We start from the raw sequence: 14,666 nt of genomic DNA on the forward strand, positions 1-14,666 counted from the left end.
CGATCGGGTGATCGGGTGATCGTTGCCCTATCGGACAAACACCGCAAACCTCAAGGCGGACAACCAGTGCGGTGCCGGATCCGTCGATTCCGCCCCGCGCGACCGGGCCGCTGTGGTTCACTGACTGTCACGAAGCGATCGCGGGTCCGAGGGGGTACCGAGGCCATGACGCACTGGGTGAGCATGCCGGTCAGCGGCGGCGAAGCCATTCTTTTCGAGACCGATCCGCCGGACGGCGCACGCCGCGGCGCCGGCGGGAACCAGCCGGTCGGCCGCGGTCCGTCGATCGAGCAGGCGTCCGAGTCGGTCCAGGAAGCGCTCCAGCGCATCCGGCCGGCGGCCGAGGCCGTGCTCGCCGAATTCCGGGCGATGGAACAGCAACCGTCCAAGATCAGCCTGCAGTTCGGCATCAAGGTCACCGGCGAGGCGAACCTGGCGATCGCCAAAACCGCGGGGGAGGCGAATTTCACGGTCAGCATGGAGTGGACCGCGCCGTCGTCATGAGCGCGGACCCGCTCGCCGCGGCCGTCGTCCGGATCAGCGGGGCGGCCGGTGTGGCCGGGGCCGGTTTCCTGGTGGCGCCCGGCCGGGTCGCCACGTGCGCGCACGTGGTGGCGATGGCGCTCGGCACCGACGGCGAACCCGGGCCGGAGGACCTCGTCCAGATCGACTTTCCATTGCTGGCCCCGAATTCCCGGATCCCGGCACGGGTGCTCGACTGGCAGCCCGAGGACAGCGAGGGAACCGGCGACGTGGCGGTGCTCCAGCTGGAAGCGCCGTCCCCGCCGGGAGCGCTGCCCGCGCCGTCGCGGATCACCTCCGACGTCCGCGGGCATTCGTTTCGCACGCTCGGTTTCCCGTTCGACCAGGAAGCCGGAATCTGGATCGAGGGCAAGCTGATCGGCGCGCAGGGCACCGGCCGGATCCAGATCGAGACCACCGCGGGACAGTGGCGCATCGAACCCGGCTTCAGCGGCGCGCCGGTATGGGACGACGACGCGAACGGCGTGGTCGGCATGGTGGTCACCCGGACCACCCGCAACGACACCACCGCGCATCTCGTCCCCACCACCGCCCTCGGCGACGTCTGGACCGCGACGGCGGAAAACCCTTACCGCGGACTGAAACCACTCGAGGAAGGAGACGCCCGGCTCTTCCACGGCCGCGACGCCGAACTGGCCGGACTCGCCGAGCAGGTCGCCCGCGAAGACCTCGTCGTGGTGGCCGGTCCCTCCGGCTCGGGCAAATCGTCGCTGGTCCGCGCCGGCCTGCTGCCCCGGCTGCGCGGCGAGGGCGCGCGGGTGTTCGACCTGCGCCCGGACACCGGAACCGAACCGGTCGCCATGTTCGCCGCAGCCGTCGGCCAATCGGTCGAAGATCCGCAGGCCGCCGCGAACGCACTGGTCAAAGACGGCAACACGGTGCTCTTCGTCGACCAGTTCGAGGAAATCGTGGTCGCGGACCGCGACGGCGCGCGCCGGCTGCTCGAACTGCTCACCCGGATGATCGCTTCGCAACGGCGGGAATCAGGCAAACCGGCACCGCTGCGGGTCATGCTCACGTTGCGCGCGCGGTCCCTCGACACGCTCGTCACGCGGGAGACGGCGGACCGGCTGAACAAGGCCGTCCGCTTCCTGCAGCCAATGTCACGCGAAGAGCTTTCCGCGGCGATCACCGGACCGGCCGCCAAGGTCGGCGGGCTCGCCTTCGAATCCGGCCTGGTGCCACGCATCCTCGACGACGCGATGGACCAGCCCGGCACGCTCCCGTTGGTTTCCCTGGTGCTGGAACGCCTTTGGCAACAACGACACGGCGGCTGGCTCACCCACGCGGCCTACGAAAAACTCGGCCGGGTACCCGGCGCACTGGGCAAAGCGGCCGAAGAAGCACTCGAGGCCCTGCGTCCGTCCGAAAAGGACCGAGCACGCAGACTGCTGGTCCAGCTCGCCCGCCCAGACGGCGACGCGGGATTCGCCCGCCGCTCGGTCCGGCTCAGCGAACTCAGCCCGGAACTGCAGGAAATCGCCCACGAACTCGCCACCCGCCGCCTCGTGGTACTCGACGACGACCAGCGCGCGGACCTCGTCCACCAGGCACTGATCGACTACTGGCCCCAGCTGCGGGACTGGCTCGCCGAGGACCGGGATTTCCTGCTCTGGCAAGCAGACCTGCGCCAGGACATCGACCAGTGGGAACAGTCCGGCCGAGACCACGGCAGCCTGCTGCGCGGAGCCGCCCTCGCCACCGCCCGGCAATGGCTCACTCAGCGCGGCTCGGATATCACTGCGCCACAACGGGAATACGTCGAACGCAGCCATGCTGCTGAGCGACGCGGCATCCGCCGGTGGCGCATCGTCACGGCCGTCGCACTAACCCTGGCGCTCGCGGCGAGCGTGCTTACCGTCGTGGTACTGCGCAACCAGGCGACGATCAACGACAACCTGCATACGGCCAATGCTATTTTGCTTGCCCAGGAATCCTTGCGGGACGCGAACGGCCAGGACACCTCGGCTTTGCAGATGGCGCAGGCGGCTTGGCGGGAGAATCCGCGTGGCAGTGAGGCTTATGGGGCGTTGCTGCAGCAGGAGCTGTATTGGCGGGGGATTGACCGGATCCTTCCTCCGCAGCACATCGACTCGAACATCCCCATTCTGTCCAGTTCGGACGGTCAGCGGGTCGTTCTCCGGTCGACTGACCCCACGGCACCGGCAACCCTGTGGCAGGGCCTCGCCGGGCCCGCACCCCAGTCGCGGCCGCTCGGTGCCAAGCCCACAGCTTTCCTGGAACTGAGCCCGGACGGCAAACTGCTCGCCGAGTCCGGGTACGAGCCCGGCATCAAGATCTGGGAACTGGACAGCGCTGCCCCGCCAGTCGTCCTGCGTGCCGACGAGACGACGACCTTCCAGTTCGTCTCGTTCAGCGCGAACGGCCAGTATGTGCTGGGAGTGCCCTACGAGAGCACTGACCCGTCCCGGCACGTGCGGATCTGGGACCTGCGGACCCGCCGCCCGGTCCCCACTCCGCTGACCGTGGGCCCCGGCATCTTGACCGAGCCCACGGCTTACCCGTCCGATGACGGACGCCAGGTGATCATGGTCGCTCCGTCGGCCGACCCCAACGGCAAGAACGAGGCGGTCGTGCGCGATGCCGGAACCGGCGAGCGGATCCGGTCGCTCGGCCACGGCGTAGTGCTCGACCACGGCCGGAAGATCGCCGCGTGCGACGGCGGAACGATCACGCTCCTCGACAACTCCGGCTCCCGGCTGGGGCCGACGGATCCCGGCGTCGACTGTTCCGGCTTGAAGGCAGACGCCACCGGGCAGTTCTTGCTCGTGAACCGGCCGCAGGACAGTGCGCTGGGAGCGCTGCACTGGCCAGACCGGAAGTGGTACTTCTTCGCCGATCCCAGGACGACGGTGAACTGGGCGGCCAACACCTCGATAGCCCCGCTCCTGGTTGCCGATCCCGGCGGCCGGCTGACCGCGCTGACCATCCGGAACGGGTCCATGCAGCTCAGCAACGTGGCGACGGCCGAAACCAAGCCGGCCGGCACGACGAACTGGCGCCCGAACGCGCAGTCCCCGGACGGACAGCGCTGGGCCGCCCGCACAACGCACGGAGAACTCGCACTCGTCGACGCGCGCGAGCAAGTGCTCAAACAAGCCGCCGTGCCCTCGCCGAGCGCCCTTTCCTTCGACTCCAGCGGAAAGCACATCCTGTCCGTCAGTAACGGGGTACTGCGGACCTACCGGGCGGACGATCTCTCCCTCGAACACGAAACCCCATTGCCTGGTGTTCCGGATCCCAACGACAGCGGCACGATCGTCGCCGTCCCCGGCCAGCCCGTGGTCGTCGTGTACGCGAAGACAGCCACGTTCTGGGACCCGGCCACCGGGCAGCAGACCGAGCCACCGCTGCCGCTGCCGACTCAAGACGACTTCGCCGAGAAAGCAGAGCCAAGGCCGGGACACCCCGGGCAACTCTTCGTCTACGGCGGGAAAACAGCCGCCCTGTGGGATCTTCCGAGCCGGAAAGCGATCGAGACTTTCCACTCGGACTTCTACCCCGGCACCCCGGCCATCGACCCCACCGGCTCCTTCGCGGCCATGGTCAACGGAGTGGTCAGCGGGGTGGTCTTCCTCGACCTGAACGCGAACCGGATGCTGCCGACGATGCCCGCCGAGCTGAACACCCTGCACGGCATCGACGGCGACTACCTCTTCGGGGAAAGCACGCTGAACTTCCAGGTGTGGCACTGGCCCGACCACAAGCTGGTGACCAACACCAAGCTCGGCGACCAAACGCTCAACCGGGCCGTCGAGAACGGGAAGCTGATCCTCGACACCAGGCCGGGGCCCAGGCCGTCGATTCCGCTCGACGGCGCGGCCTGGATGCGACACCTGTGCGGGATCAACAACCGGGACTTCACTCCCGCGGAGAAGACCCGCCTCCCCGCCGGAGTGGAGCAGACGCGGCCCTGTCCGTGATCCCGCAGATCGTTCCGGGCAAAAGAATGCCCTTATCGCCACCCAGAAAGGTCCGCAGAGGAAGCACCCGTCAGAAGATCGCCACCGGATTGACCGGCACACCCGTCAACCCGTGGATCCGAGGCGGAGCAGCCACAAGCAAGAAGCTATACCGCCCCAGCTCAGCACAAACCGCGGCCAGTTCGTCGGCGTCCACCGCGTCGATCAACGGCATGCCCAGCCTCGGCAACGCGACCCCGTGCATCGCTGGCGGGATGCCTGGTTGCGCTGGCGGGTAAGCATCCGAGAGATCTCCGGCATACAACGAAACCCCGCGATCGTGCATCCACCGCGCCGCGTCGACGGTCATGCCGGGCATCGGGTTGCCGCGGTAGCGGGCCCGCACCCAGCCGAAGCGCGCGACGAGTGCGTCGCCGGATTCGACGTGGACACCGAAGCGTTCCTCCGCGGCGGTCAGGTCCCGCGCGGTGATCGTGTGGTCGGCGGGGACCGGGCCGTTGGCGCCGAAATCGAGCAGGACTCCCCTGGTCACGATGCCGTCAGCGAAGGCCGTGGTCGATCCGTGCACGACGCCGCCCATCGTGACGCTCTCGCTCGCCGGGCGGCCCGGGTACACCTGGCCGTCCTGCGGGATGTGCGCCAGCGCGTCCAGGTGCGTGGAGAGGACATGGTGGTTGGTGACCGTCATGGCGTCCGCGTACGCGAGCGCGGGGTTGCCGGTGTACAGCATGAGCTGCTGGACCGGCGACTCTTCGGCCGTCCGCGGCGGGAACGGGCCGCTGAGCACGGGCGACGGCTGGATCGGCACTGCCAGCGAGACTGAGCGGCCGGTGCGCACTTCCCGGCTGGCTCGTTCGCGGACCTCGTCGGTGATCAGGTTCAGCGTGCCGAGTTCGTCGTCAGCGCCCCACCGGCCCCAGTTGCTCGGCAGCTCGTCCTCGCTCATGGCGTCGAGCGTACTGATCATCAGCGAGCCGCCGGGATTTACCGATCGGGGTCGTGATCCGCCGCGTAGGAACGGCCCCACGCTGCCATCGCGTTCAGGACCTCCTGCGCGTTTTCGCCCAGTTCCGTCAGGCTGTACTCCACCTTCGGCGGCACTTGCGGGTACACCTCGCGGTGCAGCAGCCCGTCGGCTTCCAGTTCGCGGAGCTGGCGGGTCAGGACGCGGTCCGTGAGACCCGGCAGCAGGCGCGAGAGTTCGCCGAAGCGGAGCACGCCGTGATCGGCCAGTTCGTGCAGGATGCTCGGCTTCCACGCACCGCCCAGCACCATCGTCGTGATCTCGGCGGCGCAGGTTTTTCGCCAGGTGCGGACGGCTTTCTCGACCGGAGGGCGCATCTGGCCTCCTCACTATCCGTTCGGTTAGTACCGAACATTGAAGTCCGTACTTGTCCCGTGTGCAGGTGTCTGGACAAGATCGTCGCATGGCGCTGACCCGGGTGGAACCGCGACGCGGGCTGGTGTTGATTCCGCTTCTGGCCGGGGTGCTCGGCGGGAGCCTCGCGCTGAGCATGGTCAATACCGCGTTACCGCAGATCGCCGACGAACTGCGGGTGCCCGCGACGGCGCGAGCCTGGATCGTCGACGTCTACCCGCTCGCGCTCGCGGTCTCGATGGTCGGGGCGGCCCGAGCGGGCGACCGGTATGGGCGGCGACGCGTGCTGCTGATCGGGGTGAGCACTATGGCGGTGCTCAACGCGGTAGCTGCTGCCGCGACGAGCGCGACGTTGCTGATTGTGTGCCGTGGGCTGCTCGGGGTGGCCGGCGCGCTGATTCTGGCCGGGGTCGTCGGCACGATCGGTTCGCTTTTCTCCGGCCGCGGTCTCGCGTTCGCCAACGGGATGTGGGTCACCACGCTGGGCGCCGGGAACGCGCTCGGCCCGGTCGCGGGCGGGCTACTGACCGAAGGGCCGGGCTGGCGCTGGGTTTTCCTCGCGCTGGTGCCGCTCGCGGTGCTGACGATCGGGCTGGCGCTGTGGTTGCTCCCCGAATCGGTCGGCCAGGCCGCTGGCGGATGGGAGATCCCGAGCCTGCTGTGGTCGGCAGCGGCGATCGGCGGGATTGTGTATGGCCTGCAGGAAGCCACCGTCGCGCCGGTGCGCGGAATACCGTGCGCGGCGGCGGGTTTGGGCGCGGGGACGGTGTTCGTGCGGCGGCAGCTTCGGCTGCACGAACCGTTGCTGCAGGTCCGGTTGTTTCTGCGGCCGGGGTTCGCGTCGGCGTTCGCACGGATCGTGGTTTCCGCCGCGACGGCGGCGGCCTGTCTCTACCTCGTCAGCCTCGAACTCCAGCACGCGCAAGGACGTACGCCGATCGAGGCGGGGTTCGCGCTGGCTCCACAGGCCGTGGCCACCGCGGTCGGCGGGCTGGTCGCCCCGTTCAGTGTGAACTGGCTGCGCAGCCGGACGTCGACGTCCGTCGCGCTGGTGATCCAAGCGGCCGGGCTGATCGCGATTCCGTTGAGCCACACCGTTCTTCCGGTCGCGCTGGTCGGGTTCGGATACGGCGCGATCGGCACCTTGGCGACCACCGCGCTGTTCGAAGCCGCGACCGCCGAGCACGCCGGAGCGGCAGGCGCGACGCAGGAGGTCGGCTTCGCCATCGGCGCGGGCGGCGGAGTCGCCGTGTTCAGCACAATCGCCAACCTCGGCGGCGGAACAGGCTTCGCCGCCGCATTGGTCGCGGCGGGCGCGGTCACGCTGCTCACGGCGATTCGCTGACCTCCTCTCTTCCGGACGCGCTGGTCGGATACGGCGCGATCGGCACCCTGGCGACCACCGCACTGTTCGAAGCCGCCACCGCCAAACACGCCGGAGCAGCAGGCGCGACCCAGGAAGTCGGCTTCGCCATCGGCGCAGGCGGCGGAGTCGCCGTGTTCAGCACGATCGCCAACCTCGGCGGCGGAACAGGCTTCGCCGCCGCCCTACTCACGGCAGGCGCGGTCACCCTGCTCACAGCGATTCGCTGACCTCCTCCACTGTGGACTCGAGCCGCACCCACCGCGTCGCGCCGATCGAGTGCAGGAACGGTAGGTCGTGGCTGACCACGATCAGCGCGCCGGCGTAGGACTCCAGCGCCTGCGACAGCTGCCGGACGCTGGCCAGGTCCAGATTGTTCGTCGGCTCGTCCAGCAGCAGGAGCTGCGGTGCCGGTTCCGCCAGGAGCAGGGTCGCCAGCGTCGCGCGGAAACGTTCGCCGCCGGAGAGGCTTCCAGCGGGAAGGTCGGCTCGGCTGCCGCGCAACAGGAAGCGCGCGAGTTGAGCGCGGATCTCGTTGTTCGAGGCGGAAGGAGCCGCGCGCGCTACGTTCTGCGCGGCCGACAGCGTGTCGTCCAGCAGGTCGAGCCGTTGCGGCAGCCAGCGCACCGGGACCGGCACCCTGACCGTCCCGGACCGCGGCTGGATCGCTCCGGTGATCGTTTGCAGCAGCGTGGTTTTCCCCGATCCGTTCGGCCCGACGAGCGCGATCCGTTCCGGACCGCGCAGCTCCAGGTTCACCGCGAGCCCATTCCGAAGCTCCACATCGGACAGGGTGAGTACCTCTTTTCCGGACGGTACCGAGGTTTCCGGCAGGTCGATCCGGATCTCGTCGTCGGCGCGGACGATCTCCGCGGCCTCCCTCAGCCGGTCTTGCGCCTCCGCGACCTTGCCGAGGTGCATCGTGCGATGCTTTCCGGCGGCGATTTCCGCGTCCTCCTGCCGTTTCCGCATCCGGACCTTCGGCTCCCGCTTGTTCTCCCACTGTTTCCGGCCGTAACGGGCGCGCCGGTCCAGCTTCGTCCGCGCCTCGACCAGCTCGCGTTTCTGCCGCTTGAGATCCGACTCGGCCGCCCGCACCATCCGCTCGGCCGCCTCCTGCTCGACCGCGACCGCTGCCTCGTAATCCTCCAGATTTCCGCCGTAGAAGGTCACCGCGCCGGAGCGGAGGTCGCCGATCCGGTCGACGTGGCGCAGCAGCTCGCGATCGTGCGAAACCAGGACCAGCACGCCTTTCCACGCCCGCACCGCCTCGCCGACCAGCCGCCGGGCCCGCCGGTCCAGGTTGTTGGTCGGCTCGTCGAGCACCAGCACGTCCGGCTGCTTCAGGAACTGCGCGGCGAGCCCGAGCAGGATCAGCTCGCCGCCGGACAGCTCGCCCGCCCGCGCGTCGAGTGCGACGTGCTCAAGGCCGAGTTGATCGAGCGTGGCGCGGGTGCGTTCCTCGACGTCCCACTGATCGCCGACGGTCGCGAAGTGCCGTTCGTCGGCGTCCCCGCGTTCGATCGCGGCCAGCGCGGCCCGGATCTCGACCAGGCCGAGCACCTCGTCCACCCGGCGTTCCGACGCGAGGATCAGGTTTTGCGGCAGGTAGCCGAGTTCGCCGGACACGCTGACCGAGCCCGCGTCCGGCGCCAGCTCGCCGGAGATGAGCCGCAGCAGGGTGGATTTTCCAGACCCGTTGAGCCCGATGAGCCCGGTGCGGCCCTCGCTGATCGCGAGGGTGAACCGGTCGAAGACGACCTCGCCGTCCGGCCAGGCGAAGCTGAGGTCACTGCACACAATGGACGAAGACATAAAAGCTCCCTTGTTCGCGGTGGACGAGAACGTGAAGACACCGCGGCACAGGGTGCGGCAGAACAACCGGGATAGGCTGCTGCCCTCCGAGGCCAGACGCGCGACGGAGTCGCGGTGTCTGAAGAGCCTCAGAAGATCAATGTCCCTCATTTACTGAACGGCGGCAGCTGACATCAGTATACGAGAACGGCCGGGCCACGCGCGAGTGATTTAACCTGCCGCGGGCGCGGCACTGCCGGTGTACTCGCGGAGCCCGGCGACCAGCTCCGCGATGTCCGGCACGTTCTCGAACCTGCGCCGGTGGACGTCGGCGATCTTCGCGCCGATCTCCGGATCCGGATCGTCGGTGATGTCGAAGGACATGAACCTGTCCACCAGCGGCAGCCCGATCCGGTCCATTTCCAGGTGCAGCGGATGGTTCATGTACTCGGCGTAGCCCTCGATGTCCGCGACCACGGTGACCGCGCCGTACTCGTAGTCCCCGCCGAAATCCGGGCCGACGACGCGCGTCACGATGGCGGGGATCGCGGTCCCGTGCTCGCCCATTTTCGCGAGCGCGGCTGCCTTGTCCTCCGGCGTGACCTCGGGCTTAAGGCTGAACCTCGTGCAGTGGTAGATCATGGGATTTCCCTTTCAGACGGCGAAATCGGCGGCGTAGTCGCGGGCGAAGTCGGTGACGTCGCGGGCGGGATGCCCGGTGAGGTCGGCGACTGCGGTGTGCACTTCGGCAGCCTCACCGCGGGCGTAGTGGGCGTAGTCCTCGATGAGACCGTCGATCTGCCAGGGCGGAAGCAATCCGGTCAGGGCAGCGGCGAACTGGTCGGCGGGCGCGTCGTGGAAGGCGATGTCCCGCCCCGTGGCCGCGGAGAGCGCTTCGGCGATCTGGGCGTGAGTCACGGCGCGCGGGCCGGTCAGGGTGTACGTGCGGCCGGTGTGTCCGCCGCTGGTCAGCACGGCAGCGGCGGCGTCGGAGATGTCTCGGGTGTCGATGGCGCTGACGGCGGCGTCACCGATGGGCGCGGCGAAGAATCCCTGCGCGATAGTCGCGGAGAAGCTGCGCAACGCCTGCAGGTAGAGGTTCGGGCGGAGCACGGTGTAGTCGAGCCCGATTTTCTCGACGTGCGCTTCGACTTCGGCGTGCCAGCGCAGGAATCGCACCGGCGAGTCGGCGCGCGCCGCGTATTGGGAGAGCAGCACGAACCGGCTGACTCCCGCGTCGCGGGCCAGGTTGGCGAACTGGATCTGCAGTTCGGCGGCGTCCGGTGCCGAAGGGCTGTTGAGGAAGACCGCGTCGACCCCCTTGAGCGCGGCAGCGACCGAGGCCGCGTCCTGCAGGTCGGCGACAACGGTCTCGACGCCGTCGACGGAACGGCCCCGGGTCATCGCGCGGACCGCGGCACCGCGAGCTTGCAGGGCGGGAATCAGGGCGGAGCCGACGGTTCCGGTCGCGCCGGTGACGAGCACTGTGTCCATTGTGGAGTGTCCTTTCGGGATTCAGCGGGTGCCGCCGGCCTTGGCGGCCAGCGACAGGATCAAGGCGGCGAGGACGAACCCGGCCTCGCCGAGGAACGCGGTGGTAAACGAGATGTGGGTGCCGGTGAGGGCGATTCCGGCGAGGGCGGCGAGCCCGACCGCGCCGCCGAGCTGCTGTGCGGCGTTGACGAGTCCGCTGAGCAGGCCGGATTCGCCGTCCGCGCTGTCCCGGACCGCCATCGCGGTGGCGTTGACCGCGCCGAGTCCGAGCCCGGTGCCGATCAGCAGGAACGCGCCGAGCAGGCTGATCGAGAAGCCGCTGGCCGTCGCGTCCAGTGCCAGCCACAGGAAGCCGGCGAGCAGCACGACGAGGGCGATCGGCAGCGCCCGCGACGGCCCCGCGCGCTTGGCCAGCAACGGTGCGGCCGCGCTGCCCACGATGATCATGAGCGCGAGCGGGAGCTGAGCCAGGCCCGCCGCGAGCGGGCTCATCCCGAGCACCTCCTGCTGATACTGCGGCAGGAAGAAGAACAGGCTGGTCAAGGTACCGCCGATCAGCACCATCACCAGGTTCGCCGTGACCACCGGCTTCCGGCGGAACACGCCCAGCGGGACCAGCGGGCGGGCGGAACGCCGTTCGACGGACACGAACACCGCCAGCGCGACGACGCCGACGACGAGACCGAGGATCGTGCCGGGTGCGGTCCATCCGGCGTCGGCGGCGGTGACCATGCCCAGCGCGAGGCCGGAAATCCCGACGGTGATCGTGACCGCGCCCGCCCCGTCGAAGCGGCCGGGCCTGCCCGGAACCGGCGGCACCGAGCGCCACACGACGAGCACCCCGAGCACCCCGAACGGCACCGGCGTGACGAACACCGCCTGCCAGCCGAACACCTCGGTCAGCGTGCCGCCGAGAAAGACGCCGATGAGGCTGCCCGCCCCCGCGACCGCGCCCCAGATGCCCATCGCGCGGGTGCGTTCCGCGGGCGACGAGTAGAGCGCGAGCACGAGCGAGAGCGCGGCCGGCATCAGAAGCGCGGCCCCGATCCCCTGTCCGATCCGTCCGGCGATCAGCATTCCGCCGCTGGCCGCCAGCGCGCAGAACGCCGACGCCGCGAGGTAGACCGTCATCCCGGCCAGGAACACCTTCCGGGCGCCGAGCACGTCGGCGAGCCGTCCGCCGAGGAGCAGCAGCCCGGCGAACGTCACCAGGTAGGCATCGACGACGACCGCGAGTTCCGCGGCGCTGAGCCCCAGGCCGCGGCGGATCACGGACCCGGCGAGGTTGACCATCGCGGCGTCGAGAATGACCAGGAACATGGCAGTCGCCAGGCCCAGGAGCGCCACACTGCGCGGCAGCTGCCTGGCAAGCGTCGTGTCGTCGGTCTGCATGCCACCACGATCGCCTCGGCCCGCCGCCGCTCGCGTCGGTGACTTTCACCTACTTCGCCTACGCCTCTAAGGTTCAAACCATGTCCGCGACGTCCTCCCGCTCCCTCGTCGGCAGGCACGCCGAGGTCGATCGCCTGCTCGCCCTGATCCGGGCGGCGGAGCGCGGCGAGGGCGGCGCGCTCGTCCTGCGTGGCGAGCCGGGCATCGGCAAGAGCGCGCTGCTGGACCACGTCGAACAGGCGGCGGAGGGGTTCCAGCGGATCCGGGCGTCCGGGTCGGAGTTCGAGGGCGAGCTGCCGTTCGCGGCGTTGCACCAGCTGTGTGTCCCGGTACTGGCGCACCTCGACACGCTCTATCGCGACGCCCTCCTCGTCGCGTTCGGCCTGGCCGACGGCGCACCGGACCCGTTCCGCGTCAGTCTCGCCGCGCTGGACCTGCTGACGACCGCCGCGGCGGAACGTCCGCTGCTGTGCGTGATCGACGACGCGCACTGGCTGGACGCTGCCTCGGCACGTGCGTTGACGTTCCTGGCCAGGCGCATCTCGGCCGAGCCGATCGCGATGGTGTTCGCCGCCCGCGACCAGGAGCCGGTGCGCGGGCTGGACGAGCTGCCCGGGCTGACCGTCGGCGGCCTGAGCGACGCGGAGGCCCGCGTGTTGCTGGCCGAGGAGAAGACCGTGACGCTGGACGAGCGGGTGCGCGATCGCCTGCTCGCCGAGGCGCGCGGCAACCCGCTGGCGCTGATCGAGCTGCCGAAAGCGGGCGGTTTCGCGCTGCCGGCCCCGTCGCCGGTCGCGAGCCGGATCGAGCGGAGTTTCCGCGCGAGGATGGCGGAACTGCCCCCGGACGCGCGGCAGCTGCTGATCCTCGCGAGCGCCGAACCGACCGGCGACCCTGCCCTGCTGTGGACGGCCGCGCGGCAGCTTGGCCTCGACGTACCCGCCGCGAGCGCGGCCGCCGAAGCGTCCGGGCTGATCGTCTTCGACACCCGGGCGCGCTTCTGTCATCCGCTCGCGCGTTCCGCCGCTTACCGTGCCGCCGAGCCGCACCAGCGACAGACGGCGCATCGGGCGCTGGCCGACGCCACCGACCCAGCCACCGCTGGCGACCGGCGCGCTTGGCACCGCGCGCAGGCCACCGCCGGGCCGGACGAGGAGGTCGCGGCGGAGCTGGAACTGTCGGCGTCCCGCGCGGAAGCCCGTGGCGGTGTCGCGGCCGCTGCCGCCTTCCTCGAACGGGCCGCCGCGCTGTCACTGGACCCCGGCAAGCAGGTCGAACGCACCCTCGCCGCCGCGCGGGCGACGCTCGCGGCCGGCCGGACCGAAACCGCGGCTGACCTGGTGACCAGCATCGACACCTCGACGTTGGAAGTCGCTAAGCACGCCTCGGTCGACCTGCTGCGCGGGCAGATCGCCTTCGTGCAGGGCGCGGGCAAAGCCGGTCCGGAACTCATCCTGCAGGCCGCGCAGCGTCTAGCCGCCAACGATCCGGAACGGTCCCGGGAGTTCTTGGTGGCCGCGCTCGAGATGGGACTCGTCGTCGGACGGGCCGCGGGCGTGCTGGACCGGGTGCTCGCCGCCGCTCCCCCAGCCGGACCGCCGGATCTCCTCTCCGCCTTGGTGCGCCTCACCACCGAGGGGCATCGCGCCGGGGTGCCCGCCATCCGCGAGGTCCTGACCAGCGACGACGCAGGCTGGACGCGTACGCCCGCGCTGGCCACCGTGCTCGCGGGCGAACTGTGGGACCTCGACCTGCACCGGACGATCGTCGACTGGCTGGCGAAGACCGGACAGTCGACCGGATCGCCGATGACCCTGCGGCTCGGCCGGTCGCAGGAAGCGCTGTACGCGGTGTTCACCGGGAACTTCGGCCAGGCGATGGCCGCGATCGCCGAGGAAGAAGCGATCGCCGACGCCCTCGGCGACCCGCCACAGCTCTACCCGAGAGTGCACCTGGCAGCGATGCGCGGGCGTCGGCAGGAGGTCCTCGACCTGTTCGCCGAGGCGACAAGCCGCCAGACCGGCCAGCTGACCGCGAACGCTTACTGGGCGACTTCCGTGCTGTACAACGGACTCGGCGACTATCCAGCCGCCTTGACCGCCGCCACGCACGCAGTGGAGAGCGGCGACCTCTTCCTCACCGGCATCGCCTTGCCGGAACAGATCGAAGCCGCCGTCCGATGCGGGGAGGACACAGTCGCCCGGTCGGCTCTGACGTCCCTGCTCGAACGCACTGAAGCGGCTGGCACCGACTTCGCACTCGGGGTCGCGGCGGGCGCGCGGGCGATGGTCAACGGTACCGAGGAGGACTACGTCGCCGCGCTCTCTCACTTGACGGACAGCCCGCTTTCCGTGCAGATCGCGCGGGCCCATCTGCGGTACGGGGAGTGGCTGCGCCGCTCGGGCCGTCGCCGGGACGCGCGCGAGCAGCTGCGGGCCGCGCATGAGCTGTTGTCGAAGATCGGCATGGAGGCGTTCACCCGCCGAGCCGCCGACGAGCTGCGCGCAACCGGTGAGGTGGCGCGCAGCCGGTCGGAGCACACGTACGACCGGTTGACGATGCAGGAAATGCACATCGCCCGGGAGGTCGCGGCGGGGGCCACGTCGAAGGAGGTGGCCACGCGGCTGTTCCTCAGCCCGCGGACGGTGGACGCGCATTTGCGGAACATCTTCCGGAAGCTGGGGATTACTTCTCGGCGGCAGTTGCGGGGGATGCCTGATCTTCTCGAGGCGGGGTAGGTTCTCGGTCCACTGAGGAC

10 protein-coding genes are annotated in these 14,666 nt (G+C 69.9%); 4 read left to right on the top strand and 6 right to left on the bottom strand.

Annotation, left to right across the window (positions count from 1 at the left end; translation table 11 throughout):
- Positions 1-165 precede the first annotated feature (165 nt).
- Both RPX00_RS01255 and RPX00_RS01260 read left to right on the top strand, forming a co-directional pair.
- Complete coding sequence (locus tag RPX00_RS01255) at positions 166-504, top strand: CU044_2847 family protein (RefSeq protein WP_406636602.1); 339 nt, start codon at positions 166-168, stop codon at positions 502-504.
- The gene (locus RPX00_RS01260) at positions 483-4,487 is read left to right on the top strand and encodes a trypsin-like peptidase domain-containing protein (RefSeq protein ID WP_406636604.1); all 4,005 of its coding nucleotides are present in this window, start codon (positions 483-485) and stop codon (positions 4,485-4,487) included. The genes RPX00_RS01255 and RPX00_RS01260 overlap by 22 nt, the downstream gene beginning before the upstream one ends.
- Positions 4,488-4,557: 70 nt before the next feature.
- On the opposite strand, the gene RPX00_RS01265 is transcribed toward RPX00_RS01260, so the two are convergent.
- Both RPX00_RS01265 and RPX00_RS01270 read right to left on the bottom strand, forming a co-directional pair.
- Positions 4,558-5,433 (bottom strand): cyclase family protein, encoded by an 876-nt coding sequence (locus tag RPX00_RS01265; RefSeq protein ID WP_406636606.1) that lies wholly within the window; start codon positions 5,431-5,433, stop codon positions 4,558-4,560.
- A gap of 38 nt (positions 5,434-5,471) precedes the next feature.
- The gene (locus RPX00_RS01270; RefSeq protein WP_406636607.1) at positions 5,472-5,828 is read right to left on the bottom strand and encodes a winged helix-turn-helix transcriptional regulator; all 357 of its coding nucleotides are present in this window, start codon (positions 5,826-5,828) and stop codon (positions 5,472-5,474) included.
- 86 nt (positions 5,829-5,914) lie between these two features.
- On the opposite strand from RPX00_RS01270, the gene RPX00_RS01275 reads away from it, so the two are divergent.
- Positions 5,915-7,210, top strand: a complete 1,296-nt coding sequence (locus RPX00_RS01275) for an MFS transporter (protein ID WP_406636609.1) — start codon at positions 5,915-5,917, stop codon at positions 7,208-7,210.
- Between the two features lie 231 nt (positions 7,211-7,441).
- Here the strand turns inward: RPX00_RS01275 and RPX00_RS01280 are convergent, their stop codons facing one another.
- From RPX00_RS01280 to RPX00_RS01295, 4 genes are all read right to left on the bottom strand, one after another.
- On the bottom strand, positions 7,442-9,043 hold the full coding sequence (locus tag RPX00_RS01280; protein WP_406636611.1) for an ABC-F family ATP-binding cassette domain-containing protein: 1,602 nt from the start codon (positions 9,041-9,043) through the stop codon (positions 7,442-7,444).
- A 210-nt stretch (positions 9,044-9,253) separates the two neighbouring features.
- The gene (locus tag RPX00_RS01285) at positions 9,254-9,664 is read right to left on the bottom strand and encodes a Dabb family protein (protein WP_406636613.1); all 411 of its coding nucleotides are present in this window, start codon (positions 9,662-9,664) and stop codon (positions 9,254-9,256) included.
- A 12-nt stretch (positions 9,665-9,676) separates the two neighbouring features.
- Positions 9,677-10,516, bottom strand: coding sequence for an SDR family oxidoreductase (locus RPX00_RS01290; protein ID WP_406636615.1), 840 nt, complete (start codon positions 10,514-10,516; stop codon positions 9,677-9,679).
- A 21-nt stretch (positions 10,517-10,537) separates the two neighbouring features.
- Positions 10,538-11,908 (bottom strand): MFS transporter, encoded by a 1,371-nt coding sequence (locus RPX00_RS01295; RefSeq protein WP_406636617.1) that lies wholly within the window; start codon positions 11,906-11,908, stop codon positions 10,538-10,540.
- An 80-nt stretch (positions 11,909-11,988) separates the two neighbouring features.
- Between RPX00_RS01295 and RPX00_RS01300 the strand changes: the two genes are divergently transcribed.
- On the top strand, positions 11,989-14,646 hold the full coding sequence (locus RPX00_RS01300) for an AAA family ATPase (protein ID WP_406636619.1): 2,658 nt from the start codon (positions 11,989-11,991) through the stop codon (positions 14,644-14,646).
- Positions 14,647-14,666 lie beyond the last annotated feature (20 nt).

The organism is Amycolatopsis sp. WGS_07, assembly GCF_045278895.1.
GTDB lineage: Bacteria > Actinomycetota > Actinomycetes > Mycobacteriales > Pseudonocardiaceae > Amycolatopsis.